Below are 26,468 nucleotides of genomic sequence, written 5' to 3'. Positions count from 1 at the left end.
TGCTGCAAGGTTTCAAAAAACTTTGTTGTTTTTTAATTTAAGATTATTAACATCTTTAAGAAAATTTACATAAAGATATACATCCTGATTTTTCTCAGATGATAAATTAATCTTGTAATATTTAAAAATTGACAAAGTAAAACAATCTAATATATTTAATAGAATTTCAAGTTGATTAGCTATTTGTATTTCTCTTTCTTCTGGTATGCTATATCGAAAATAATCAATTACATTTTTTGAGTTATGAGCTTCACCACTCAAATGTTTATAGAGATTTATAAAAAATCCTTCACTTAATCTAAATCTATTCCCTTTACGAACAAAATCTATTATATAGTCCGTCATTGTTTTACTTATTATACTCCCATTTTTAACTAAACATAAATTTTTTTTATCAATGGCTTGCAAAGGGATGTTCTGTAAAACATGCATTCTCATCTTCATCATATATTCATCTTCTTTCTCTTTATATTCTAAATAAAATTCACTCTCTTTTTTAAATTTCATTTTTTGATCTTTAAAGTACTGATATTCAAATATAATGTAATTAAAATCAGCTTCCTCTTCAGAACTACTTTCTGTAAAAATATTATCAAAATAAACAATTGATTCTAGAATATTTCTAATAATACTTACGATAGTATTAAAGTCGTAAATTCTATCATTAGTATTATCTAAAAGAGTAATTAAGCTTCTTATATTTATAAAAACTTTATCTACAAAATATTTCGAATGAGTATGTCTATTATTCAACTCATCTAACAATCGTATTTTTAAAAGTAAATCATTAATACACTTTAACTTTTGTTTATTACTTTCAAAACTTGACGAATTTAACATTGTGTTAATTTTTAATATCGAATCTTCTTCTGAAATATTATATTTTTTTGATATTTCTTGTACATTAACTTCCATAGATATCTTTTTACCAATCTAATATACTAAATTTTCAATTTGCTTTAATACTTCTTTAACGATATTATCCTTACTTTTAAGGTTTAATTTTAAACGATTCAATGGAAAATATTTTATTAACAAATTTCGATACAGCTCCGTTTTCACAAATAAAAACCGATAATTACGAACCTGCTTTTGATGAAGCTATTAAACAAGCAAAAGCAGAAATTCAACAAATTATTACAAATAGTAACACTCCTACTTTTGAAAATACAATTGAAGCCATGGCTTTTTCGGGTATGCAATTAGACCGTATTTCGAACATCTTTTTTAACTTAAATTCGGCCGAAACCAACGAAGAATTACAAAAAATAGCCCAAGTTGTTGCTCCAAAACTATCGGCTTTTGGTAACGATATTTCGCTAAATCCTGATTTATTTAAACGTGTTAAACAAGTGTTTGATACAGCAGACAAATCAACCTTAACTACCGAACAAAACACGTTGTTAAATAAAACGTACAAAGGTTTTGCACGCAATGGTGCATTGTTAAATGATGAGCAAAAAGAAAATTTACGCCAAATTGATGCGCAATTATCGGTACTTTCATTACAATTTAATGAAAATATTTTAGCCGAAACCAACGCATATCAACTGCACATAACCAACGAAGAAGATTTAGCCGGATTACCCGAAGGTGTTGTTGAAGCTGCCAAAAACTTAGCAGAGCAACAAGAAAAACAAGGCTGGATTTTCACTTTAGATTATCCAAGTTATTTACCATTTGTTACCTACGCTAAAAACCGAGAATTACGAAAAGAAATTACTATTGCTAATGGTAAAAAAGGGTTTCAAAAAAACAATTTTAATAACGAAGCTATTGTTTTAAAAATTGTAACACTACGCAACCAACGTGCACAATTATTGGGTTATAAAAACCACGCTGCTTTTGTGTTAGAAGAACGTATGGCGCAAAATCCAGAAAAAGTATTGACTTTTTTAAACGATTTATTGATAAAAGCCAAACCTGCTGCACAAAATGAGTTTGATGAATTGACAGTTTACGCACAAAAATTAGATGGAATTGACAGTTTAGAAAAATGGGACGGTAGTTATTACAGCGAAAAACTAAAACAAGAACGTTTTAATTTAGACGATGAAGCCCTAAAACCTTACTTTAAACTAGAAAATGTGTTAAATGGTGCGTTTACCGTTGCAGAAAAATTGTTTGGTTTGCATTTTAACGAAGTTTTTACAGTAGATACCTACCACAACGATGTGCAAACTTTTGAAGTTAAGAATGAAAGTGGCGAAAAAATTGCCCTTTTTTATACCGATTTCTTTCCACGAAAGGGAAAACGCAATGGCGCATGGATGACATCTTTTAAATCGCAATGGATTAAAAACGGAGTTAACGAACGCCCACATGTTTCAATAGTTTGTAACTTCACCCCTCCTACTTCATCAAAACCATCGTTACTAACATTTAACGAAGTAACAACGTTGTTTCACGAATTTGGTCATGCGTTACACGGCATGTTGGCAAATACAACTTACCCATCGTTATCGGGCACATCGGTTTACTGGGATTTTGTAGAACTTCCTAGTCAAATAATGGAAAACTGGGTGTATCAACCTGAAACATTGGCTTTGTTCGCCAAACATTATGAAACAGGCGAAACCATTCCACAAGTTTATATTGATAAAATTAAAGAAAGTGCTAACTTTTTAGAAGGAATGGCTACGTTACGTCAATTAAGTTTTGGTTTGTTAGACATGGCTTGGCATACAAAAAACCCTGAAAGCATAGACAGTTTAAAAGAATTTGAAAATCAAGAATTTGAAAGCACAAAACTGTATCCCGATGTTGCAGAAAATGCCATGAGCACCGCTTTTTCGCACATTTTTGCTGGTGGATACGCCGCTGGCTATTATTCATACAAATGGGCCGAGGTTTTAGATGCCGATGCTTTTGATTATTTTGAACAAAACGGAATTTTTAACAAAGAAATCGCTACTAAGTTTAAAAATCATATTCTATCGCAAGGTGGCACCGATCATCCTATGACGCTTTATAAAAATTTCCGTGGACAAGAACCATCGCCAAATGCACTTTTAAAACGTGCCGGATTAATTTAAATTAACATTATAAGTAGAATTTATGACAACACCCACCACCGTTCAAGAATATTTAGATCAGTTAACACCAGACAGAAAAGAAGCGTTCACAAAATTATACGAAACCGTTAAAAACAACATTCCAAAAGAGTTTCAAGAGTATTTTATTTACAACAACATAGGTTTTGTGGTGCCTAAAAGTATTTTCCCGGCAGGATATCATTGCACGCCCGAATTGCCTTTACCTTTTGTAAATCTAGCATCGCAAAAAAGTCATATTGCATTGTATCACATGGGTATTTACATGATGCCTAATGTGTACCATTGGTTTGTTAGTGAATATCCTAAATACAGCAAACGCAAATTAGATATGGGTAAAAGTTGCATTCGATTTAAAAAAACAGACGATATTCCGTTTGAATTAATCGCACAACTTATGCAAAAAATTTCGGTAAGTGAATATGTAAACATTTACCAAAGCAATTTAAAAAAGTAATAATACACACAAAAACATATAACTAATTTAAAAAATTAACTATATTTAAAGCATTAACATTAAAAATACAAATAATGGCGAAAATACATGCTTATTTAAATTTTAACGGCACTTGCGAGTAAGCTAATTTATTTACTAAATAATTGATACTATGAAATTTTTAAAATACTTATTTTTTAGTGTTTTAGGTATTGTTGCCTTGGCACTAGCAGTTGCAGCCTTTTTACCAAAAACGTTTCATGCCGAAGGTTCGGCTGTAATAAACAAACCCAACCAAGATGTTTTTAACTACGTAAAACTAATTAAAAACCAAGAAAATTTTGGGGTGTGGTTTGATATGGATCCAAATATAAAATCTACTTCTGAAGGCGTTGACGGTACCGAAGGTTTTAAATACAGTTGGACAAGCGAAGAAGTAGGCAACGGTGCCCAAGTTATTACTAAAATTACCGAAGGCAGCCGTGTTGCTATTGATTTGTTTTTAATGGATAATGCAGAACCAGCTAAATCGTTTTTTACAACCGAAGCAATTTCTGATAACCAAACAAAAGTTACTTGGGTGGTTGATGGCGAAATGCCCTACCCTTTTAACATTATGAATTTGTTTTACAATATGAATAAAGACTTTGAAAAAGGAACCGCAAACCTTAAAGAAGTTTTAGAAAAACAATAAACTTGTTACCAAACAAAAGTCTGTAAATTAAAAATTACAGGCTTTTTTATTAGTTAAAATTATAAAATAATGTAAAAAACACACACAAACACTTATAACTTTTTAATTTTGTAGCATTAGTAAAGCAATATGAAATTAAACAATTATAAATATTTGGTTTTTGCGGTATTTTTTTCTTTTTCGCTTGTATCATGCGTAGGGCAACAATACCACAAACCTGCAAAAGTAACGGTAGTAAAAAAATCCGAGAGCAATTCAACTCCGTTTCCTTCACAACCAAGCAGCAACCAAACAAATACAAACAATCTAAATTTAAATCTACCCGAAATAAACCGCGAATTTCGTGCGGCTTGGGTAGCAACTGTTGCTAATATTAATTGGCCCAGCAGAAAAAACCTTTCCACCGAAGACCAAAAACAAGAAGCACTTAAAATTTTAGATTTATTACACAACGCTAACTTTAACGCGGTAATTTTCCAAGTGCGTCCGTCTGCCGATGCGCTTTATAAAAGTAGTTTAGAACCTTGGTCATGCTATTTAACGGGCGAAACTGGCAAATGCCCCGTGCCTTTTTACGACCCTTTAGAGTTTTGGATAGATGAGGCACACAAACGCGGTATGGAATTGCATGTTTGGTTAAATCCTTACAGAGCACATCATTTAAGCGCGGGCAGCGTTAATAGCGAATCTATGGTGCGCAAATCGCCAAGCAACATTGTAAAACTTAAAAACGGAATGTATTGGTTTGATCCTGCTAGTAGTAAAACTCAAAACCATGTTTCAGATGTTGTTAAAGATATTGTTTCGCGTTACGATATTGACGGCGTGCATTTTGATGATTATTTTTACCCTTATCCATCGTACAACGGTGGTGCCGATTTTCCCGATTACGAATCGTGGAACAATTACAAAAACAACAACGGAACGCTTTCTAAAGCCGATTGGCGCAGAGATCACGTTAATAAATTTATTGAGCGCATCAATAAAGAAATCAAACAAACAAAACCTTATGTAAAATTCGGTATAAGTCCGTTTGGTATTTGGAAATCGGGCTACCCTGCTGGTGTGGTTGGTTCATCTCAATTTGATGAGTTATTTGCCGATGCTAAATTGTGGCTTAACAAAGGCTGGATTGATTATTTTTCTCCTCAATTGTATTGGCCTATCAATTCAAAAAGACAAAATTTTCAGGATTTATTAGAATGGTGGCAAAGCGAAAATACATTAAACCGACATTTATGGCCAGGTTTAAACACTGTTGAAGTGAATGTACCTAATAAAGCTACCGAAATTGTAAATCAACTTAAAATTGCTCAAAACGTTTTAAATAAAAACAACTTAGGCGCTATACATTACAGTGTAGCTGGGCTTACAAATAATAGCGAAATGACTACTGCCCTAAAAAACGGACCATACAAACAAAAAGCCATCATACCAATGTGTCCGTGGTTAAAAAGTACACCTTTAAATACCCCAAATTTACAACTGCAACATATAAGCAACAATGTTGTAGCTCAATGGAGCACTACAAACAGCAACAATGTTTTTCAATGGGTGTTGTACAGCAAATATGGTAATACGTGGCATTACGATATTTATCCTAAACAACAAACAAACGCAACAGTACCGCTCATAAAAAACAACGAAAACTGTACTACTTTGGTTTTAAAAGCAATTGACCGATTAGGAAACGAAAGCCAAGCGGTTGTTAAAAAAATATAAGTGTTTATGGAACAATATATTGTACTTTTAAAAGGCGTAAATGTATCGGGCAAAAACATTATTAAAATGGCTTTGTTAAAAGATGCCTTAACCAAAACAGGTTTTACAAACGTAACTACTTACATACAAAGCGGCAATATTGTTTTGCAAAGTAATTTAACTGCCCCACAAATTCAAGAAACTATAAACCAATTAATCTATACCGAATTTCAATTACAAATTGCTATTTTTTGTTTAACTACTGCCCAAATTAAACAAGCATTGCAAAACAACCCATTCCCCGAAAGTGCACCTGGCAACAAAGTATTTATTACTTTTTTAAAAGATACCCTTACCACCGATGCCCTTTTACAAATTGAACAAACAAATTGGAGCAACGATAAAGTAGTTATTATTAACAACGTTTTGTATTTTTATTTGGTTGAAGGTATGGGGCAATCTAAACTTAACAACAACTTTTTTGAACGCAAACTACACACCACAGCTACAGGTCGTAATTTAAATACGCTTAATAAATTAGTAGCAATGGTTTAGGTATTCTTATTTATAATTTTAAATAGGTGGCTTAGAGAACCTCAGCCACCTGTAACACGAGTTCCCTGAGGTACTCGAAGCCACATACAAAACAAAAAAACTCCCGAAATTCTTCGGGAGTTTTTAGATTATGAATAAAAAGCAATTATGCTTCCATATACGCTTCAATAGGTGCACAAGAACAAACAAGGTTTCTATCACCATATGCATCATCAACACGACGTACACTTGGCCAGAATTTGTTTTCTGCAACATACTCTAACGGATAAGCTGCTTTTTCACGAGAATAAGGTAATTCCCAAGTTTGTGCAGTTAACATAGCCAAAGTATGTGGTGCATTTTTAAGCACATTGTTCGAATCTTCAGCAGTAACAGCTTCAATTTCTTTACGAATTGATAGCATTGCATCGCAAAAACGATCTAATTCTGCTAAATCTTCACTTTCGGTTGGTTCAATCATTAACGTACCTGCAACTGGGAACGATACCGTAGGTGCATGGAAACCGTAGTCCATTAAACGTTTTGCAATATCGGTAACTTCAATACCTTTTGCTTTAAACATACGGCAATCAATAATCATTTCGTGTGCTGCACGACCACATTCACCAGAGTATAACACTTCATACCCTTCTTGTAAACGCGCTTTCATATAGTTTGCGTTTAAAATAGCTGTCATGGTAGATTGTTTTAAACCATCGGCACCCAACATACAAATGTATCCGTACGAAATTAAACAAACCAATGCCGAACCATAAGGTGCTGCCGAAATAGCTGTAATAGCGTTATCTCCACCTACTTTAATTACAGGGTTTGTTGGTAAAAATTCTACTAAATGTTGCGCCACACAAATTGGACCAACACCTGGACCACCACCACCATGTGGAATTGCAAAAGTTTTGTGTAAGTTTAAGTGACAAACATCGGCACCAATACGTGCTGGGTTTGTTAAACCAACTTGTGCGTTCATGTTAGCACCGTCCATATATACTTGTCCACCGTTTTCGTGGATTAAGTTTGTGATTTCGATAATAGATGATTCGTACACCCCGTGAGTTGATGGGTAAGTAATCATTACACATGATAAATTATCTTTGTGTAATTCTGCTTTTGCACGTAAATCTTCAACATCAATATTACCTTCTTCGGTAGTTTTAGTAACAACTACTTTCATACCAGCCATTGCAGCCGATGCAGGATTTGTACCGTGTGCCGATGCAGGAATTAAAGCAATATTTCTATGACCTTCGCCACGTGATTCATGATACGCACGTATAACCATTAAACCAGCATATTCACCTTGCGCGCCCGAGTTTGGTTGTAAGGTAGTACCTGCAAAACCTGTAATTACATTTAATTGCTGCTCTAACTTATGCAACATTTTTAAATACCCTTGGGTTTGTTCTGCTGGTGCAAATGGGTGAATATTATTCCAATTAGGGTTACTTAACGGCAACATTTCTGCTGCTGCGTTTAATTTCATGGTACAAGAACCTAACGAAATCATAGAGTGGTTTAAAGCTAAATCTTTACGCTCTAACTTTTTAATGTAACGCATTAATTGCGATTCTGAATGATACGTATTGAAAACATCATGTTCTAAAAAGGTAGATGTACGTTCTAAACTTACAGGAACTAATGCTTCTTGCGATAATTCGGTTACTGTTTCAAAAGATTTACCTGCAACCTCAGCAAAAATACCAACTACTGTATTGATATCGTTAAAAGAAATTGTTTCGTTTACAGAAATTGATACTGTATTTGCATCAACGTAATAAAAGTTAAATTCTTTAGCTTCGGCAACAGCTTTTACTTTAGCAGCGTCGGCTTTAACCAAAATGGTATCAAAATAAGCATTATTTACTTGCTCAAAACCTAATTTTGTTAATTCGTTTTCAATAGTAACTGCTTTAGCGTGCGTTTCGTTTGCAATACGACGTAAACCTTGCGGACCGTGATAAACAGCATACATACCAGCCATAACTGCTAATAAAACTTGCGCTGTACAAATGTTTGAAGTTGCTTTTTCGCGTTTAATATGTTGCTCACGTGTTTGTAAAGCCATACGCAACGCACGGTTGCCGTTTGTATCTTGTGAAACACCAATGATACGCCCTGGCATAGAACGTTTATATTCTTCTTTAGTTGCGAAGAAACCAGCGTGTGGACCACCAAAACCTAACGGAATACCAAAACGTTGTGTGCTACCAACTACAACATCGGCACCCATTTCGCCCGGTGATTTTAAACGAGCTAACGATAAAATATCGGCAGCTACTGCAACTTTAATATCTTTTGAGTGTGCTTGGTTAATAAAATCTTCGTAGTTATGAACTTGCCCATATTTACCTGGATATTGTAAAATAGCAGCGAAGAAATCATCAGAAAAACCAAATGTTTCGTGGTTACCAACAACAACTTCAATACCAATTGGAGTAGATCGTGTTAATAAAACCGAAAGTGTTTGAGGTAAAATTTCTTCAGAAACAAATAATTTATTGGCATTGTTCTTTTTTTGATCTCTTGTACGAACATCGAACAATAAAGCCATTGCTTCGGCAGCAGCTGTAGACTCGTCTAACAACGAAGCGTTAGCAATTTCCATACCCGATAATTCAATTACCGTAGTTTGAAAGTTTAATAAAGCTTCTAAACGACCTTGTGCAATTTCTGCCTGATAAGGAGTATAAGCTGTGTACCAGCCTGGATTTTCGAAAATATTTCTTTGAATTACAGCCGGAACAATTGCTTCGTTATATCCTAAACCAATCATAGATTTAAATACTTTATTTTCGGCACCTAATGCTGTTGCATGTGCTAAATAATCGTATTCTGTCATAGCTGGATCTAAAACGATATCTTTTTCTAAACGAATTTTGTCTGGAAATGTTTCATATAACAATTGATCCATATCTTTTACACCCACGGTGTTAAACATGTGTTGTAAGTCGGTTGCTCTGGGGCCAATGTGTCTCAAAGCAAAAGCATTTGTCTTCATCTGCTAGTAATAAAATTATTAGTTGTGTTTAAAGTATGCAAAAATACAACTAATATTTGATTAATTTTACGGCTTACACAAATAAAGTTTTTGACACGTAATAAGTTATGCAACAGCTTCACTCCAAAACTGTTATTAACCTTTTTAACTGGTACTTACAAGCTAGTTTACATGTTGCTTTAGCCACTACCGCTTTAGTACAAATGACTTTTTATTTTTGTTATTTACCTTTTAACACTCCGGTAACTTTTATGGTTTTTTTTGGTACTGTATTTAGTTATAATTTTATTAAATATGCACCACTTATTTCAAGTAAAAAAAAGCTAACTTTATTTTTAAAAAGCATTGTTTGGGTAAGTTTTATTAGCCTTATAATTGCTGGTATTAGCTTTTTATTTTTAAGTATCAAAGCGCAATTACTCACACTATTTTTTGGTTTTTTGTGTGTATTATATGTTTTTCCTATTGCAAAAGCTAAAACTAATTTACGCAATCTTGCAGGTATTAAAATTTACATTGTATCGTTATGTTGGGCAGGTGTAACCACATTATTGCCAATTGTAAATGCTAATTTAAGTATTGAAAACGATGTAGTTTTTAAATTTTTACAGCGTTTTATTTTAACGTTGATTCTTATTTTAATTTTTGAAATTAACGATTTAAAATACGACGATATTCGCCTTAAAACAGTTCCGCAAACCATTGGTGTTTTAAAAACCAAATATTTTATAGCCTTGTTGTTTATACCTTTTTACTTTTTAGAATTTTTAAAAGTAAATTACTATGGCAACCAGTGGTTTATAAATTTAATTTTGATTTTTGTAATGGGTGGATTTACTTATTTTGCACATCCTAACAGATCAAAATACTATACACTTTTTTGGGTAGAAAGTGTGCCTGTTTTATGGTTTTTGTTAATTGTTTTATTCAATTATTTTTAGAAAAAAATGAAAAAAATTATACTCGTTTTACTGTTATTTCCTCTTTTTATTAACGCTCAAACATCGTATGAGTTAACCAATTTCTCTGACAGCTACTTTGCTAAAATTATTGATACTACTAACGAAAATTCTGAAGTAGAAACCAATTGTTTGCTTAAAATCTATCTAAAAAACAATAACAAGTTAATTTTTTCTGCACCTGCGTTTTATTCAGATGCCGATTTAGAAGGTTCAAAAATTAAATCGAACATAAAACAAATACCTTATGGCGAACAAAGCATTTTAATTTTTGAAGATTTTAATTTTGATGGAACAAAAGATATTGCTTTGCGTACGGGATATTACAGTTGCTACGGTGGCCCATCGTTCGCAATTTATTTGGCAACTAAAAACAGTTTTGTTTACAACGAAAGTTTTACCGAATTAGGTTCAAATTACTGCGGAATGTTCACAGTTGATACCGAAAAGAAACAATTAAGCACCATGACAAAAAGCGGTTGTTGTTGGCACCAATATTCAACTTATGTGGTAGAAAAAAATCAGGTTATTCCTATTGAAATAATAGAAGAAAGTTACTCGGGTGTTTTTGTTGATTATTCTATTAAAAAACGTGTAAATGGCAAAATGACAGAAAGCACTTACAAAGAATTTCCCACAGAAAACAAACCAGAATTTACCATTATTTTTGAAAACGGTAAAAAAATGCACCTTATGTCAATTTATGGTAACGAACATTTAGGCTATGTTTTTACCAACGCCAAAAATGTGGTAGAATTGTTTATAGATGCTGATTTTACCTACAATAAAACCAACCAAACCGTATCGTTTAAAAACGGTAACACAACTTATATTGTTTCAGAAAAAGGCATTGTAGTAAAAGACGGCACCAAAACACATCATCTTAACAAAATCAAGAAAATAACAGGTGCATTTAACAACATAAAATGGAACAAACTAAGCAATGTACAACTAAATTAACCTAAGCCGCACTTTCTAAATTTGAAATAATTTTTTCAATTTCTACAGCTTTTTTAAACTGATTTTTCAGCAATAAATCGCCGTATTTTTTTTGATAATTTTCAATTGTTTTATTTAAATGCGCTTTAAAAAGCAAGCTGTAATGGCTTTTACTATGTTGTTCTATTAATTGGTAACAACATTTAATTTCTTGTATGTTTTGTTGGGTAATTTCGGTTTTTGTTAATAAAACCAACAAATTATTTAGGTAATTTTCTTTTTTAAAAGCACATTCATTTATTTTGGTTTGATAAAAAAATTGCGTTTCGGTATCGTTTATTTCCATCCAAATACTTTTTTGAATCTTACATTCAACTAATTCGCTTTCTAAACGTAACAACTCGGCTTTGTGTCTTAAATAAGTAATCATAATCATTTATTTTTATTCAAAAATGCAACTTTAAAATGACGTTGATTGTCGTTTTACCTTTCAAACTTTAAAATAATAGGATCAGAAATTTCTACATTTCCTGGTTCAACAGTTTGGGTTAAAAATAAAGCACCTTCCTTTAATTCAACTTTATAATAAATATAAGTTTGGGTATAATTAACTTTAATAATTTTTGAAGTTACCCATTGGTAATTAAATGTACCCACATTGCTAACAAATGCATGCGAACTGTTATTCGTCATTTCAATTGTATTGGTATTAACTTTCCAAACAACCGAACCTTTTTCAATTTCGGGCAATTCTGGTATAAATGCCAAAAAAGCAGTCATTTGCCATTCGCCTAAAATAGCAGGTTTTTCAAATTTATCATCTGATGAACAAGCCGATAAAACACATATCGCACTTGCTAAAAATAAACTTTTCATGTTATTTTATTTAATTACTATAAATGTACAAAACAAGTATCTTTGTAAAAACATGTTTATGGATTTATTTACCAACGATATAATTGTTGATGATAATTTATTGCCTTACGGTGGTGAACTTATTTATCACGGTGTTTTGTTAGATACCAATGAAAGCTCTCATTTTTTTGATGCAATGATGCAGAAAATTGAATGGTACAACGACAAATCAATCATATACGGAAAAGAAATTACAACTAAACGCAAAGTGGCTTGGTACGGATCTAAAGATTTTTCTTATACCTATTCAGGCGTTACCCGCATTGCAACACCTTGGATTGAAGAATTGTTGGCACTGAAACAGTTAATTGAATTATACACAGATAGCATGTACAATTCTTGCTTATTGAATTTGTACCACAGCGGCGAAGAAGGCATGGCTTGGCACAGCGATGGCGAAAAAGATTTGGTAGAAAATGGTTCAATTGCTTGTTTAAGTTTGGGTGCGCAACGCCGTTTTGATTTTAAACACAAACAAACTGCCGAAAAAAAACACTTTAATTTACCAAGTGGTTCGGTAATTGAAATGAAAGGCGAAACACAAAAAAATTGGCTGCACCGAATTGCTCCCACAAAAAAAGTAACCGAACCAAGAATTAGTTTGACTTTTAGACAGATGAAGTTTTAATATTGAATTTTATACAGAGTAATAATGGAACTTTTTATTCTAGTATTAATTATTTTATCGGCATTCTTCTGGGTATTTTACAAAGCAAGGATCAAGGGAGCAATTGGAGAAAAGACTGTATCTTCAATATTATATTTTTTAGATAGCACAAAGTATAAAGTAATTAACAATGTTGTCATCAAAAATGATAAAGTAACATCACAAATTGATCATGTTGTAATTTCCAACTTCGGAATTTTCGTTATTGAAACAAAGAATTTTAAAGGATGGATTGTAGGTAGTGAAAAATCAGAATTTTGGACTCAAATAATATTCAAGTATAGAAAGAAGTTTTACAATCCTTTGCTACAAAATTTCGGTCATATAAAAGCGTTAAAAGAATGTCTTGTTGATTATCCACATTTAAAGTACTATTCAATAATTGTTTTTTCAAACAACGCTGACATTAAATTAAATACTTCTCAAGATGTAATTAATTCAAGTCAACTCTTAAGAACAATAAAAAAATATTCCGAAGTAAATCTTACAGAAACAGAGAAAGAAAAAATTTCGCAAAAAATCAACTCATCTAATATAATTGACTCATATGACAAAAGTCAACACATAAAATCAATTAAACAAAGGATTAATCATCGTGAAAACACTATTGCAAATAATAAATGCCCAAGTTGTGGTAGTGATTTGATCAAACGAAAAGGAAAATTTGGATTTTTTCTTGGTTGCACTTCTTATCCAAAATGCAGATTTATTAGAAATATTTAATTCAAGACTTTTAAAATCTATGTTTCCAAGTGGTTTGAAAAAACATCCGTGCATTTGTGGTAAATTTATGTTTAAGGTTGAAAAATATTCAAATGAAATCTTTTCGAAAAATCTAAAATCATTTGGTAACCCGCAACCGAATTTCCGTGACTATCTAAAGGTGCACTAAAAACACCAATTCCCATTTTGCCAGGAACACTTACGGTAATTCCGCCACCAACGCCCGATTTACTAGGTAAACCTATTGTGCGTGCATATTCGCCACTAAATTCATACATACCAGCAACCAACATTTGCGATTGTATCAATTTTGATAAATCGGAATTTTTAAAAGTGGTATCGCCATCAAATCGCACACATTCATTCGCAAAAAAGTAACCAATTTTAGCCAAATCTTCGGCAGTAACTTCAATAGAACATTGTTTAAAATAATTGTCTAACTGATTTTCTTCGCCCGTAATCAATCCGCTGTTTTTCATAATGTAAAACATGCCTCGGTTGCGATGTCCGGTTTCTTTTTCAGACAAATAAACAGCATTGTTATAGTTAATGTTGTTGTTTTTGGTAATAAACTGAACCATTTTTAAAACCTTTTGAAAAGCCATTTCGCCATCGCCTTTAATCATAGAAACCGTTAAAATAGCTCCGGCATTCATCATTGGGTTTAATGGTTTACCCGTTATTTCTAAATTTCCAAAATGATTAAACGGTTTGTCTGATCCAAAATACCCCATATTTTTAAAAACAGCCTCTTCACCGTTTTCCTGAACTGCTACCATTAAAGCAATAATTTTAGAAATACTTTGCATGGTAAATTTCTTGTTGGTATCGCCTACGCTAAAAACTTTTCCGTTAGTATCAACCACAGAAAAAGCAATCGCATCGGCATTCATTTTACCTAATTCGGGAATATAGTCGGCAACTTTTCCTTGTGTAGCAAAATGTTTGTTTTGGTTAAAAATATCTTGTAAAACTTTTTCGTTAATTTTAAAAAGCTTGTCGTGTTTTTGTGCAGTTACAATTTGTAACCCAACCACAAGTACTATAAAAAAAGTTATAAATTTAAATTGCTTTTGCATAATGTACTTTTTTAGAATATTTCAAAGATAGAAGTTTATTTTTGGTTGAATAATTCGTTTTTAAAATTATTCAAAAATCACATTACTGTTTATTTTATTTGAAAAAAATATTAATCGTTAAAAAAAGAAAAAGCTATTTCGTACTTTTGAACTTCAATAAAAAAACAAACAATGTTACAATTAACCCACGAATTAAAAGGAAACGCCTTTGTTTTTATAGTAAACGGGCAAACCACTTTAAATAATCAAACACCTGATTACGTTAGCCAGGCTTTTAAAACCTTTCAATTAGCAGAAACCAAAGAAGATTTTATAAAAGTCGGCAATCAATTTTACTTTTTTGTAAAAGAAGAAACCAACTTAGAAAAAATGCGTGTGGCAGGGTTTAATATCCGTCAAAAATTAGATAAAAAAGCAACCGAAATTACAATTGTAGGTAATGGCGAAACTACTTTGGCTTTGGCCGAAGGTTTGGCTTTATCAAACTATCAATTTTTAAAATATTTTAAAGATGCCGATGAACGTGAATATATCTTAGAAGCTATTTTTATGTTGGGTGAGATTTCTAGCGAAGAAATCAACAAAATGAACAACGTAATTAAAGCTGTATTTTGGGCACGCGATATGGTAAACGAACCTAATTCGTACCTAACAGCCAACCAATTAGCTAAAGAAATTCAAGAAATTGGCGACGAAGCACATTTTCATGTAGAAGTTTTCCGTAAACCCGAAATTGAAGCCTTAAAAATGGGTGGTTTACTTGCCGTTAACAAAGGGTCTATACAGCCACCAACCTTTACGGTTATGGAATACAAACCCGCAAACCCAATTAACGAAAAACCCATTGTTTTAGTAGGTAAAGGTGTTGTGTATGATACCGGTGGTTTATCGTTAAAACCTACACCAAACTCAATGGATTTAATGAAATCAGACATGGGTGGCGCGGCAATGATGGCAGCTACCGTTTATGCGGTTGCATTAAACAAATTAAACATTCATGTTATTGGATTGATTCCTGCAACTGATAACCGTCCGGGTGGCGATGCGTACGCTCCTGGTGACATTATTACTATGATGGATGGAACAACAGTTGAAGTATTAAACACCGATGCTGAAGGCCGTATGATTTTAGCCGATGCAATTAGCTACGCTACTAAATACAACCCCGAATTAATTATTAACGCAGCTACATTAACAGGTGCAGCTTTGGTTGCAGTTGGTACACGTGCCGCTTGTTTAATGAGTAATGCTTCTAACAACGTAAACACTGCTTTATTAAATGCGGGCGAAAAAGTTTACGAACGTATGGTGCAATTACCTTTGTGGGACGATTATAAAGAACAATTAAAATCGACTTGTGCCGATTTAAAAAATATTGGTGGAAGCACCGCCGGAACCATTACAGCTGGTAAATTTTTAGAACATTTTGCAAAAGCACCGTTTGTACACATTGATATTGCCGGGCCTGCTTTTACAAGTGCCCCAGAAAACTATAAAGGCAATGGCGGTACCGGAACTGGAGTTCGCGCTTTACATGAATTTTTATTAAACTATAAATAGTTTTCTTATAACCAAAAGCCGTTATCGAAGTTGATAACGGCTTTTTTTATTTACTTTAAACGTTTTACTATTTTTTACTTTCGTTAAGCAAACGTTTCATAATAGCCCACTGTTTTAAAGTATCGCGTGCTTCTAACGCTGGATAACCCAACATAGTTTTACCAGCTTCAACATCGCCTGTAACCCCAGAGCCTGCGCCAATAACTGCGCGGTCGCCAATAGTAGTATGGTCTTTAATTGATGCACTTCCACCAATCATTACGCCATTACCCAATTTAACCGATCCGGCCAAACCGCTGTTTCCGGCCATAATACAAAACATTCCTAATTCACTGTTATGCCCAATCTGAACCAAATTATCAATTTTACAGCCGTCGCCAATTATGGTTGAACTAAATTTACCACGATCTACACACGCATTTGCACCAATTTCAACTTGATTGCCTATAACTACATCGCCAATTTGAGGTATTTTAACTAGGCCGCGTTCTGCGCAAGGGCGAAATCCAAAACCATCGGCACCAATAGTTGCATTGGGATGTACTATACATTGATGCCCAATTTTACTGCGTTCGCGTACTACAACGCCACTCCAAAGTACGGTTTGCTTACCAATTATACAATCGTCTAAAACAGTTACATTAGGATATAAAATAGTAGCATCGCCAATTTCGGTACGTGGACCAACGTAGCAACCTGCCCCAATTTTAACTCCGTTACCAATTTTTGCAGAAGCATCAATCACAGCGGTTGGGTGAATATCTACAGCAAATTCGGGCATTGGTGATGCAAAAAGTTCTAAAACTTGACTCATGGCTAAATCGGCATTATCAACTTTAATAAAAGCGCGGTTTTCACCAGGTTCAATTGAAATATCTTTATTTACAACTGCAACACTTGCCTGTGAAGTTGCCCATAATTTTTCGTATTTTTTATTACCTATAAACGAAATATCCGACGATTTAGCTCGAGTAAGTTCTTCGGTTGAAGTAATATTGTTTGAAGTTGTACCTATAATGGTTCCCTTTAAAATATCGTTAATTTCAAAAATAGTGTATGTTTTCATTGTAATTTTCAATTTAAACATCAAATAAACTATAATTAGTTTAAAAATCCTATTTTAATTTGCCAATATTATAAACATATCAAACGTAAGTAAATGAAAATGAATAATATTTAAAATAATTTTCTAACTTTTAAAAGCATGTTATTCAATTCGGGCACCCATCCTTTTACATAAATAAATGCTGAAAAGGCAAGTACAAAAAAACTGCATTTAAGTACAAAAGTATAGGCGCCTAAAAAATGATTGGGCACAAAATACGCAATCAACAAAAAAACAAGGCTAGTTAGCACCGTTTTTATATAAACTTTATCTATTGGCAACATATTAAATTTTAAATAGATAAAAATTAACTTCACTAAATTAAACACAAACATTGCAAAAAAAGATGCCCATGCAACACCTACCACTCCATAACTTGTTTGTGTTAAAACATAATAATTTAAACCTATATTAATTAGTGCTAAACTTAAAATGGCAATTAAATTAAAACGGTAAAAAACAGAATACGCAATAATTTCGGTATTAAAACTAGTTGCCATATTTAAAACCACATTACCACCTAAAATATATAAAATAGGTAAAACAGGTAGTAATTTTTGACCCGTTGGCAATAAATTAAAAAAGTCGTGCATACCTAAAAGCACACATCCGTACATTAAAATACCTATAAAAAAAAGGTTTTTGGCAACGTTTATATATTTAACTTTTAAAACTGTAAAATCGTTATTTTTTAACGATTGCGAAATAAACGGACTGTATAACGCAAAAACTCCGGTAGCAGGAATCATTAACGCATTTGCCAAATTTACACCTAGTTTAAAATCGCCGTTAGCAGCATTTGAAATGAATTCGGGAATCATAAAAGCATCAATCCTAAACGCAAAAAACGATCCTAAACTTGCTGTAAATGCGTATAAACTGTATTGATAATAACTTTTTTTAGAGATTTCTTGAAATAAATCGACAAATTGCAATGTGTAAATCGGTTTAAAATATCTAAACAAATACATACAAACTGCCAATAAAATGGCAAAAAAGCTAAGCGTATAAAAAACATAGCCGTTTGTAGGAGAAACACCAAAATACAAAACCAGCACAAACATGAATGGCAAACTAATTTTAGGTATAATTTTTTCGAAAAAAGTAGGAACCGAAAGCTTTTGTAAATTAGTAGCTTGCCTTTTAAACAAATCTATAAAAGCCAAGCAAATAGCAATAAAAAAGCCGTAAATAAAGTATTGTTTGTTGGTTAATGCACTAAAATAATAAAGTAAAAACACACCCATAGCACAAACACCAATCATAAAAAACACCGAAAAAATGCTGTAAGTAAACAATTTTCGTTGTAAAAAGCTATTTAATTTAGGTTGAAAGTTTAACAAAGCTGTTGATGCACCCAACACCATAATTGGATATACAATTTGTGCAAAAGCATCAATATAACCAATAATTCCTAGTAAATCTTTATTATTGGGGTAAATAAACAATGTAGAAACCGTGCCAATTAGCACGCCAAAATAATTTATTAGCGTAAACCATAAAGCCTGTTTGCTAGAAAAACGGTTGTTCATTGTAGATTTTTTACAAATATAATCGTTAATCTTTAAATTGATTTTAATTACTTTTACCAATCTAAATTTTTAGTTATGTACGAAAAAACCTATCCAAAAAAGCGTTTTAAAATTACAATAGATTTTTTAAAAGAACATCTTTCTACAAATGATACCATTTTAGATTTAGGCGAACAAAACCCTTTGAGTACTTTAATGAAAAACGAAGGTTTTAACGTACAAAACACCAATGGCGAAGATTTAGACAACGACCAAACGGCACTAATAAATAACAATTACAATGTATTAACCGCATTCGAAATTTTTGAACATTTGCTAAATCCTTACACCGTACTAAAGAATTGTAAAGCAAATAAAATTGTAATTTCGGTACCGTTGCGTTTATGGTTTTCTACTGCTTATCGCAGTAAAACTGATATGCGCGATAGACATTACCACGAATTTGAAGATTGGCAATTAGATTGGCTGATTGAAAAATGCGGTTATAAAATTACAGCACGTAAAAAATGGGCACATACAGTAAACAAAATTGGTATTAGACCATTTTTGCGCAAATTCACCCCGCGCTATTACATGATTTTAGCCGAAAAAATATAACATGAACGTTTATTGCATTATACCCACTTATAACGAAGAAGCTTTTATTGCACAAACTTTACAATCATTGGTGCAACAAACCGTTGTACCTAATAAAATTGTGGTAGTTAATGATAATTCTACCGATAAAACTGCTGAAATTGTAAGTGTTTTTGAAGAAAAACACCCTTTTATTACACAAGTTTTTAATAAATCTGAAAACAAACATTTACCCGGAAGCAAAGTTATTAACGCTTTTTATAGAGGATTTGAAACAATTGACGATAATTACGATATTATAGTAAAATTAGACGCCGATTTAATTTTACCTACCAATTATTTTGAACGAATTATTGAAACTTTTAACCAAAACGTCCAAATTGGTATGGTGGGTGGTTTTGCGTATATTGAACAAAATGGCGAGTGGATTTTAGAAAATTTAACCGATAAAGACCATATTCGCGGGGCTTTTAAAGCTTACCGCAAAGCGTGTTTTAAACAAATTGGTGGCTTAAAAAAAGCTATGGGTTGGGATACGGTTGACGAATTATTGTGTAAATACTACCAATGGCAAATAATTACGCTACCCGATTTAAAAGTAAAACATTTAAAACCAACCGGTGCAACTTACAACAAAGCTGCGCGTTATAAACAAGGCCAAGCATTTTACAGATTAGGTTACGGTTTTTTAATTACTGCTGTTGCAAGCTTAAAATTAGCTTTACGCAAGCAAAAACCATTGCTTTTTATTGATTATTTAGTAGGTTATTTTAAAGCAAAACAAAGCAAAACTACTTTATTAGTAACACCCGAACAAGCACAATTTATACGTAAATACCGTTGGAAAAAAATAAAAGAAAAATTGTTTTAAACAACTGTTTTAATTCATAAAAAAAAGAGGCTGTCAGAAAAAGGTCTGCTTGTCAAGCTGAACTTGATTCAGCTTCTCATAATACTTTATAAATCAAAAGTATGCGATTTCGCATCAAGTGCGAAATGACAAATAGGCTGTCTTTTCGGACAGCCTATTTTGTTTATAGTTCAATTTCGGTTTTTAAATCTTCACTAATTTTTTTAAATAATTTAGCAGTTCCAACTTCTTTACTTAATCTTGAAAAAATGGGTAAAATATAACTTCGTTGTTCTTTAAGTTCTGCATCTAAATTAGCAATTTTTTCAATAAAAGAGCTTGCTTCTTCAATCGATTTAAAATTTGTTTTTTTTAGATTTATTTCCAACCATTCACCCATTGACAAACCAGAATCATTCATTTCTTTAAAATTGTTTTGACCGAATTTGTTTAGATATTCTTTTTGTAATAAATCAATTTCCAATTGTTTGCCCGATTCCATTGTTTTTTTGTAAAAACTTAACAACTCTTGGTAATCTTTAGAGTTTTCAAAAGATGAATTACTTTTTTCTTGCGCCATACTTACGGCCCCCACCATAAGCATCATAATTACGATTATTTTTTTCATTATCAATCAGTTTATTTAATAAATTATCTTTTAAATATAACAAACTTTTTAACACAATCAAAAAAAAGTGTTAATCTTCATTATCAAAATCAATAATAGCTACATCGTTTTTAAGGCGAAGGGTATAATAAATATTTCTGTCGATAATTGGGTAACTGTTCCTATTTGCAATAATTTCTTCGCGTTTAGCACCGCCAATATATTCGCTGGCAATGTTGTTAAATTTATTCATTCTAATAATACCCCAACCCCAATCTTTATTTTCGTAAACAGGTGCTAATTTATTAACAATAGGCATTGTATTGTTATTAACCGTATTGTTTCGGTGTGCCTTTTTTATGGTGCCTTTTATTACTAATTTAATGCGTTTGTGTTCGGTTACTTTTACATTTTCGTACGCAATTAATTTAGGCGACACCATATTGATAATAAAATCAGAAAAATCGTCTTGGTTTTTAATATACATACCTAATTGCGATGATATCAAAAACGAATAATAAATTAAAGGTGTAAAAGCAGTTACCAACCAAATGTTTTTTAAAACCGATGCTTTATTTATTACAATTAAAAAATAAAAAGCATACATGGCAAATGCCCACCCAATCATACCACGTGGTACCCATCGCGGTTCGTAAACTACCATATTTATACCCGCAACAAATAGTAAAATACTACCTAAAAGTGCCGTTGTAATTAAAATTTTTACTGGCAACATGCGGTTTAAGTGCTTTTTATAATTTGTTTTAGCATAAAAAAACAAGGCAATTACAGCAAAAAGCAGCAAAAAATACAAGGTATATTGATAACTTGTGTTTATTAAAGCACCTACTAATTCTTTTAAACCGTTAAAGCGATCTTCAAAAACCATTCGCAAATTTTCATCTTTAAAAACAAAACTTCCCCTGCCATCTTTCAACAATTCCATTTTTAAAAGTTTCACTATAAATTGGTATCCTAAAAAGCCTAAAACAAAGGCAATAAAAGCTAAAATACCTTTATAAAAAAACGACTTGAACTGATTTGTCCAAACATCTTTAATTAAAAAAAAGCATAAAATAATACAATACGATAGTGCTGTGGTTTGATAAAAACTCAAACTTAAAAGCAATGCAAAAACAGATGTAATGAAGAATGTTTTTTTATGTTGATAAAACAAAAATGGCACTACAACACATAGAAAAGACAAGCTAATTGGAATGCAATCGAACCTATAAATTAAAATTTCTAAAACAAACGGACAAGTAGTTAAAAGCAAACTACCAACAAATAACTGGGTTTTATTGCGTACACCAATAGCATAACTGAACAAAAAACCCGATAACGCTAAAATAAAAGTGCTAACAATGTTTGAAAACGGATACAAACTAAAAACAATTTCGCGCTGAAAACTTAGCAAATGCATTACAAACGAACTGCCAAAACGGCCGTCGTGCTCCCAGTTATAGCCTTCAACCATACGGTTTAAATCATCAACATATAAAGTATTTGCTAAAATAATAGGCAACAAATAAAGCAAGCAAACCGCCGCAACTAAAAAAATAAAGGTTTTATTGCTTTTAATGGTGTTTATAAATTGATTTACTTTTTTTAGAATGAGAGTATTTTTAAACATTATTCTCTTTATTTTGAATTTGATTTTTAATAATATATCGTGGGCGGCGTTTGGTTTCAAGATACGTTCTACCTAAATATTCGCCTAAAACGCCAATACCAATTAATTGCACCCCACCAAAAAACAAAATAGCAACCATTAGCGATGCGTATCCCGATGCTGCAATTCCGAAAAACAGTTTTTCTATAATAATTTTTAAACCGTACAAAAACGAAACAAAGGCAACGAAAGTTCCAAAATACGTCCAAACTTTTAATGGTAATGTTGAAAACGATGTAATACCTTCAACAGCTAAGTTCCACAATTTTAAATAATTAAATTTAGTTTTACCGTTTAAACGCGCTGGGCGTGTATAAGTTATTTGTGTAGTTTTAAACCCAACCCAACTCATCAAACCTTTCATAAACAATTGGTTTTCTTGCAGTTGCACAATTTCATCAACTACTTGCTTGGTCATTAATCTAAAATCGCCTACGTTTTCCTGAAGTTTCAGGGCAGACATTTTATTGTTTAACTTGTAAAACCACTGAGCCGATAAACGTTTTAAAAAAGTATCCGAAGCACGATTACTTCGTTGTGCTAAAACCACATCGGCGCCTTGTTCATAAGCTTTTATCATTTCAAAAATCAGCTCAAAGGGGTCTTGTAAATCAACATCCATTGGTATTATTAAATCGCTTTGTGCATGTTCTAAACCAGCAAATAAAGCGGCCTCTTTACCAAAATTACGCGATAAAAACAATGCGCTGCTGTTAGGGGTTTGGTTAATAAATTCTGTTAAAACTTCAGCAGTTCTATCGGTGCTTCCATCGTTCACAAACAAAACATTTGCCTTGTAATGTACGTTTTGTAATTTGTTTGAAAATTTTACAAATTCATTAAAAAACACCGGAATACTTAATTCTTCGTTATAAACAGGAACAATAATTGCAATTTCTTTCATAAGTCCTTTTTTCAAAGCAAATTCAAAAATACATTTTTTAATGTATAACTTTTAAATTTGGCTAAGTAAAATAAAATTTAATTTGGTAATTTAGCCCCTTAAAAAGGCAAAGATGATTAAAATGCTAAGCAATATTGGAAAATACTTTATTATGTTGGGCGAAATTTTTCGCAGACCAACAAAATGGCGTATTATGCGAAATTTAATCTTTAAAGAGATTGATGAACTTATTATAGGTTCGTTGGGAATTGTTGCATTTTTATCGTTTTTCATTGGTGCGGTTGTAACCATACAAACGGCGTTAAACCTTAACAACCCCATTATTCCAAAATATTTAATTGGTTTTACAGCAAGGCAATCAATCATTTTAGAGTTTTCACCCACTTTTATATCAATCATTATGGCTGGACGAATGGGTTCATACATTACATCAAGTATAGGAACCATGCGTGTTACCGAACAAATTGATGCCCTTGAAGTAATGGGTATAAACTCGTTAAACTACTTGGTTTTCCCTAAATTAATCGCATCAATAATGTACCCATTTGTAATTGCGTTAAGTATGTTTATTGGGGTTTTTGGTGGTTATTTTGCGGGTTCGTTAGGTGGTTATTTAGCACCCGAAGAATTTATTAAAGGCTTACAAGACGATTTTATACCTTTTCATATTGTATATGCGTTTATTAAAACAACCGTATTTGGTTTTATACTAGCAACGGTACCATCGTTTTACGGATATTACATGGAAGGCGGCGCTTTAGAAGTTGGTAAAGCATCAACAAAATCATTTGTTTGGACATCAATCGCCATTATTATTTGCAACTATTTGTTAACCCAAATGTTATTAACCTAATGATAGAAGTTAAAAATTTAAGAAAATCTTTTGACGGTAAAGAGGTTTTAAAAGGAATTACTAGTACGTATGAACCAGGAAAAACCAATTTAATTATAGGTCAATCAGGCTCGGGAAAAACCGTAATGCTTAAAACATTATTAGGGGTACATTTACCAGATAGTGGACAAATTTTGTTTGATGGAAGAGATTTTGCAACATTAGATCCTAACGAAAAAAGAAATTTAAGAACCGAAATGGGAATGGTTTTTCAGGGCAGTGCATTGTTTGATTCTATGAATGTTGAAGAAAACATTGGCTTTCCTTTAAAAATGTTTACCAATAAAACCAATGGAGAAATTCGCGATCGTGTACAAGAAGTTATTGAACGTGTTAAACTAATTGATGCGAACAAAAAAATGCCCTCGGAAATTTCAGGTGGTATGCAAAAAAGGGTAGCTATTGCACGCGCAATTGTTAACAACCCTAAATATTTGTTTTGCGATGAACCTAATTCGGGTTTAGATCCTAAAACATCTATTGTTATTGATGAATTAATACAAGAAATTACCCACGAATACAACATTACAACGGTAATTAACACCCACGATATGAACTCGGTTTTACAAATTGGCGAACACATTGTTTTCTTAAAAAACGGAAAGTTAGTTTGGGAAGGAAATAGTAAAGAAATTATGCAAACCGATAACGAAGATATTGTAGATTTTGTGTATTCATCGGAACTTTTAAAGGAAATTCGCGGCTTTCATTCGCAAAAAAAATAATTTATTGTTTTTAAAAACCCTATTATTATGTTTTTATTTTTTAAAAGTACGTTAGAAAAAAATTTAATTAAACTTGGGTTTACAGATAGTGTAAATCAATACAAACAAAAATTAAAAAATAAAGAGCTAACCCAAAAGGAATACAACAACGCCTTACAAAGTTTATACAACGCCCACCAGGTACAACTAAAAAACATTAAGAATGTAAATGTTGCAACACGACAAACTTTTGACGATGATGAGCTATTGGTACCTTTAAACTTGCAAAACATAAAACAAGAGTTTATTGATTACGACTTTATATACAGTAGTTTATTATTTGAGTATAATAACAACAAGCGCATACACACCAAGGCTTTACACGAATTAAACAAACTTTTAACGGAGCAATACCCTGATGCTACTTGTACCGAAATTGATATTGATAAAGTAAAAAACCTAACGGTAGAGCAACTTATAAACCAAGCAACCGTAAGTTTTACAAATGAAAACAAAAACTATTTAAAAGCTGTTTTTACGCAACTTTACAAATATGTTTAAAATTAAAAAAACGCACAAATTTATAATTTGTGCGTTTTTTTATAAACTACTCTTTATCTAGATTCTGCCAAAAATTTTTAAACTTATCAAAAACAACAACTGGTAAATCTTCAGGGTTAAAATCGTATAAATCGTACATAGATTCGTAGTTGGTTTCGGCATAATTTTCAATTCTATAAAATTTATTTTTGTAAATTAATAGTAAAACTACGCCATTCTGTACGTCTATATTTTCTTTAGGATGCTTTGAATAAACAAATAACACATCGGCAGAACCATCTTTATCAGCATCAAAAAAAGCTTTTCGCGCATTCCAAACCGATGTAATAATACCAGGTTCGGCTACAATATCTTCGGCAACCACTACCCAATCGCCATTTATTTGTTTAAATTGTTGAATGTACAATTCATCTTGTTCGCTATTTCTATCATTTTTAGAAAAAACAAAGTAGTTTTCTTCGGTTGGTGTTGAAATATTTTCTACTTGTAAAACGCGGCTTCCTTTGAACAAAAATCCTGAATTCTGAAAATTCTCTTTATTAACTACGGTATTTGTAATTTGCGAAAAACTACAATTAAAAACTAAAAAGCTAAAAACCAATAAAATGTATTTCATAAATATATTATGTATTAAAAGTAAATTCACTTAAAGCAACCTTATAAAAAGAAAAAGCGAGAAACCCGAAGATTCCTCGCAATAACTACAAACAATAATTATTCTTTCTTTTTCAATTCCCTAACATTTTTTTTAAAATCTTTTAAGTTTACAACAGCATTTGCCCAAACTGT

Annotated in this window: 26 protein-coding genes; 15 read left to right on the top strand and 11 right to left on the bottom strand. The window is 32.2% G+C overall.

What is annotated here, in order from left to right:
• Nucleotides 1–12: 12 nt before the first annotated feature.
• The gene (locus P3875_RS11510; protein ID WP_303444110.1) at nucleotides 13–915 is read right to left on the bottom strand and encodes a hypothetical protein; all 903 of its coding nucleotides are present in this window, start codon (nucleotides 913–915) and stop codon (nucleotides 13–15) included.
• A gap of 101 nt (nucleotides 916–1,016) precedes the next feature.
• Here P3875_RS11510 and P3875_RS11505 point away from each other — a divergent pair, with 101 nt between their 5' ends.
• The 5 genes from P3875_RS11505 to P3875_RS11485 all read left to right on the top strand — a co-directional run bounded on the left by P3875_RS11505 (nucleotide 1,017) and on the right by P3875_RS11485 (nucleotide 6,439).
• Nucleotides 1,017–3,035 carry a M3 family metallopeptidase gene (locus tag P3875_RS11505; RefSeq protein WP_303444109.1) on the top strand — a complete coding sequence of 673 codons (2,019 nt, stop codon included), beginning with the start codon at nucleotides 1,017–1,019 and terminating at the stop codon, nucleotides 3,033–3,035.
• A gap of 22 nt (nucleotides 3,036–3,057) precedes the next feature.
• Nucleotides 3,058–3,510, top strand: a complete 453-nt coding sequence (locus P3875_RS11500) for a DUF1801 domain-containing protein (protein WP_303444108.1) — start codon at nucleotides 3,058–3,060, stop codon at nucleotides 3,508–3,510.
• A 151-nt stretch (nucleotides 3,511–3,661) separates the two neighbouring features.
• Complete coding sequence (locus tag P3875_RS11495; protein ID WP_303444107.1) at nucleotides 3,662–4,183, top strand: SRPBCC family protein; 522 nt, start codon at nucleotides 3,662–3,664, stop codon at nucleotides 4,181–4,183.
• Nucleotides 4,184–4,312: 129 nt separating this feature from the next.
• Nucleotides 4,313–5,905: a glycoside hydrolase family 10 protein gene (locus P3875_RS11490; protein WP_303444106.1), complete on the top strand. Its 1,593-nt coding sequence runs from the start codon at nucleotides 4,313–4,315 to the stop codon at nucleotides 5,903–5,905.
• A gap of 6 nt (nucleotides 5,906–5,911) precedes the next feature.
• A complete protein-coding gene (locus P3875_RS11485) occupies nucleotides 5,912–6,439 on the top strand; it encodes a DUF1697 domain-containing protein (RefSeq protein ID WP_303444105.1) in 528 nt (175 codons plus the stop codon).
• Nucleotides 6,440–6,584: 145 nt separating this feature from the next.
• Here the strand turns inward: P3875_RS11485 and gcvP are convergent, their stop codons facing one another.
• Complete coding sequence (gcvP, locus tag P3875_RS11480; protein WP_303444104.1) at nucleotides 6,585–9,434, bottom strand: aminomethyl-transferring glycine dehydrogenase; 2,850 nt, start codon at nucleotides 9,432–9,434, stop codon at nucleotides 6,585–6,587.
• A gap of 107 nt (nucleotides 9,435–9,541) precedes the next feature.
• Here gcvP and P3875_RS11475 point away from each other — a divergent pair, with 107 nt between their 5' ends.
• Nucleotides 9,542–10,375, top strand: coding sequence for a hypothetical protein (locus P3875_RS11475; protein ID WP_303444103.1), 834 nt, complete (start codon nucleotides 9,542–9,544; stop codon nucleotides 10,373–10,375).
• A gap of 6 nt (nucleotides 10,376–10,381) precedes the next feature.
• Entirely contained in the window at nucleotides 10,382–11,353 is a 972-nt protein-coding gene (locus P3875_RS11470; RefSeq protein WP_303444102.1) for an XAC2610-related protein, read from the top strand.
• 1 nt (nucleotide 11,354) lies between these two features.
• Here P3875_RS11470 and P3875_RS11465 read toward each other — a convergent pair whose 3' ends face one another.
• Together P3875_RS11465 and P3875_RS11460 are read right to left on the bottom strand one after the other, a co-directional pair.
• Entirely contained in the window at nucleotides 11,355–11,762 is a 408-nt protein-coding gene (locus P3875_RS11465; RefSeq protein ID WP_303444101.1) for a hypothetical protein, read from the bottom strand.
• Nucleotides 11,763–11,815: 53 nt separating this feature from the next.
• Nucleotides 11,816–12,208, bottom strand: coding sequence for a hypothetical protein (locus P3875_RS11460; RefSeq protein ID WP_303444100.1), 393 nt, complete (start codon nucleotides 12,206–12,208; stop codon nucleotides 11,816–11,818).
• A gap of 58 nt (nucleotides 12,209–12,266) precedes the next feature.
• Here P3875_RS11460 and P3875_RS11455 point away from each other — a divergent pair, with 58 nt between their 5' ends.
• Both P3875_RS11455 and P3875_RS11450 read left to right on the top strand, forming a co-directional pair.
• Nucleotides 12,267–12,875: an alpha-ketoglutarate-dependent dioxygenase AlkB family protein gene (locus tag P3875_RS11455; protein WP_303444099.1), complete on the top strand. Its 609-nt coding sequence runs from the start codon at nucleotides 12,267–12,269 to the stop codon at nucleotides 12,873–12,875.
• Nucleotides 12,876–12,899: 24 nt separating this feature from the next.
• On the top strand, nucleotides 12,900–13,637 hold the full coding sequence (locus tag P3875_RS11450) for an NERD domain-containing protein (protein ID WP_303444098.1): 738 nt from the start codon (nucleotides 12,900–12,902) through the stop codon (nucleotides 13,635–13,637).
• Nucleotides 13,638–13,708: 71 nt separating this feature from the next.
• Here P3875_RS11450 and glsA read toward each other — a convergent pair whose 3' ends face one another.
• On the bottom strand, nucleotides 13,709–14,716 hold the full coding sequence (glsA, locus tag P3875_RS11445) for a glutaminase A (RefSeq protein WP_303444097.1): 1,008 nt from the start codon (nucleotides 14,714–14,716) through the stop codon (nucleotides 13,709–13,711).
• Between the two features lie 171 nt (nucleotides 14,717–14,887).
• On the opposite strand from glsA, the gene P3875_RS11440 reads away from it, so the two are divergent.
• Nucleotides 14,888–16,276, top strand: a complete 1,389-nt coding sequence (locus P3875_RS11440) for a leucyl aminopeptidase family protein (RefSeq protein WP_303444096.1) — start codon at nucleotides 14,888–14,890, stop codon at nucleotides 16,274–16,276.
• Nucleotides 16,277–16,343: 67 nt separating this feature from the next.
• Here the strand turns inward: P3875_RS11440 and lpxD are convergent, their stop codons facing one another.
• Nucleotides 16,344–17,342, bottom strand: a complete 999-nt coding sequence (gene lpxD / locus P3875_RS11435; RefSeq protein ID WP_303444095.1) for a UDP-3-O-(3-hydroxymyristoyl)glucosamine N-acyltransferase — start codon at nucleotides 17,340–17,342, stop codon at nucleotides 16,344–16,346.
• Nucleotides 17,343–17,452: 110 nt separating this feature from the next.
• Nucleotides 17,453–18,913 carry a lipopolysaccharide biosynthesis protein gene (locus tag P3875_RS11430; RefSeq protein WP_303444094.1) on the bottom strand — a complete coding sequence of 487 codons (1,461 nt, stop codon included), beginning with the start codon at nucleotides 18,911–18,913 and terminating at the stop codon, nucleotides 17,453–17,455.
• Nucleotides 18,914–18,988: 75 nt separating this feature from the next.
• On the opposite strand from P3875_RS11430, the gene P3875_RS11425 reads away from it, so the two are divergent.
• Both P3875_RS11425 and P3875_RS11420 read left to right on the top strand, forming a co-directional pair.
• Nucleotides 18,989–19,510: a methyltransferase gene (locus P3875_RS11425; RefSeq protein WP_303444093.1), complete on the top strand. Its 522-nt coding sequence runs from the start codon at nucleotides 18,989–18,991 to the stop codon at nucleotides 19,508–19,510.
• 1 nt (nucleotide 19,511) lies between these two features.
• Entirely contained in the window at nucleotides 19,512–20,360 is an 849-nt protein-coding gene (locus P3875_RS11420; RefSeq protein WP_303444092.1) for a glycosyltransferase family 2 protein, read from the top strand.
• A gap of 163 nt (nucleotides 20,361–20,523) precedes the next feature.
• On the opposite strand, the gene P3875_RS11415 is transcribed toward P3875_RS11420, so the two are convergent.
• From P3875_RS11415 to P3875_RS11405, 3 genes are all read right to left on the bottom strand, one after another.
• Entirely contained in the window at nucleotides 20,524–20,967 is a 444-nt protein-coding gene (locus P3875_RS11415; protein ID WP_303444091.1) for a hypothetical protein, read from the bottom strand.
• Between the two features lie 70 nt (nucleotides 20,968–21,037).
• Entirely contained in the window at nucleotides 21,038–22,579 is a 1,542-nt protein-coding gene (locus tag P3875_RS11410; RefSeq protein WP_303444090.1) for a glucosyltransferase domain-containing protein, read from the bottom strand.
• A complete protein-coding gene (locus P3875_RS11405) occupies nucleotides 22,572–23,522 on the bottom strand; it encodes a glycosyltransferase family 2 protein (RefSeq protein ID WP_303444089.1) in 951 nt (316 codons plus the stop codon). The genes P3875_RS11410 and P3875_RS11405 overlap by 8 nt, the downstream gene beginning before the upstream one ends.
• 112 nt (nucleotides 23,523–23,634) lie before the next feature.
• Here P3875_RS11405 and P3875_RS11400 point away from each other — a divergent pair, with 112 nt between their 5' ends.
• The 3 genes from P3875_RS11400 to P3875_RS11390 are packed head-to-tail and all read left to right on the top strand — an operon-like array spanning nucleotide 23,635 to nucleotide 25,679.
• Complete coding sequence (locus P3875_RS11400; RefSeq protein ID WP_303444088.1) at nucleotides 23,635–24,375, top strand: MlaE family ABC transporter permease; 741 nt, start codon at nucleotides 23,635–23,637, stop codon at nucleotides 24,373–24,375.
• On the top strand, nucleotides 24,375–25,139 hold the full coding sequence (locus tag P3875_RS11395) for an ABC transporter ATP-binding protein (protein ID WP_303444087.1): 765 nt from the start codon (nucleotides 24,375–24,377) through the stop codon (nucleotides 25,137–25,139). The genes P3875_RS11400 and P3875_RS11395 overlap by 1 nt, the downstream gene beginning before the upstream one ends.
• 27 nt (nucleotides 25,140–25,166) lie before the next feature.
• Nucleotides 25,167–25,679: a hypothetical protein gene (locus tag P3875_RS11390; protein WP_303444086.1), complete on the top strand. Its 513-nt coding sequence runs from the start codon at nucleotides 25,167–25,169 to the stop codon at nucleotides 25,677–25,679.
• Nucleotides 25,680–25,725: 46 nt separating this feature from the next.
• Here the strand turns inward: P3875_RS11390 and P3875_RS11385 are convergent, their stop codons facing one another.
• On the bottom strand, nucleotides 25,726–26,295 hold the full coding sequence (locus tag P3875_RS11385) for a hypothetical protein (RefSeq protein WP_303444085.1): 570 nt from the start codon (nucleotides 26,293–26,295) through the stop codon (nucleotides 25,726–25,728).
• Nucleotides 26,296–26,468 lie beyond the last annotated feature (173 nt).

The sequence above is a fragment of the Myroides sp. JBRI-B21084 genome (assembly GCF_030545015.1).
In the GTDB taxonomy this organism is placed as follows: Bacteria; Bacteroidota; Bacteroidia; order Flavobacteriales; family Flavobacteriaceae; genus Flavobacterium.
Note: the sequence above shows the minus strand (reverse complement) of the source record. Positions and strands in the feature narration are given on the sequence as shown.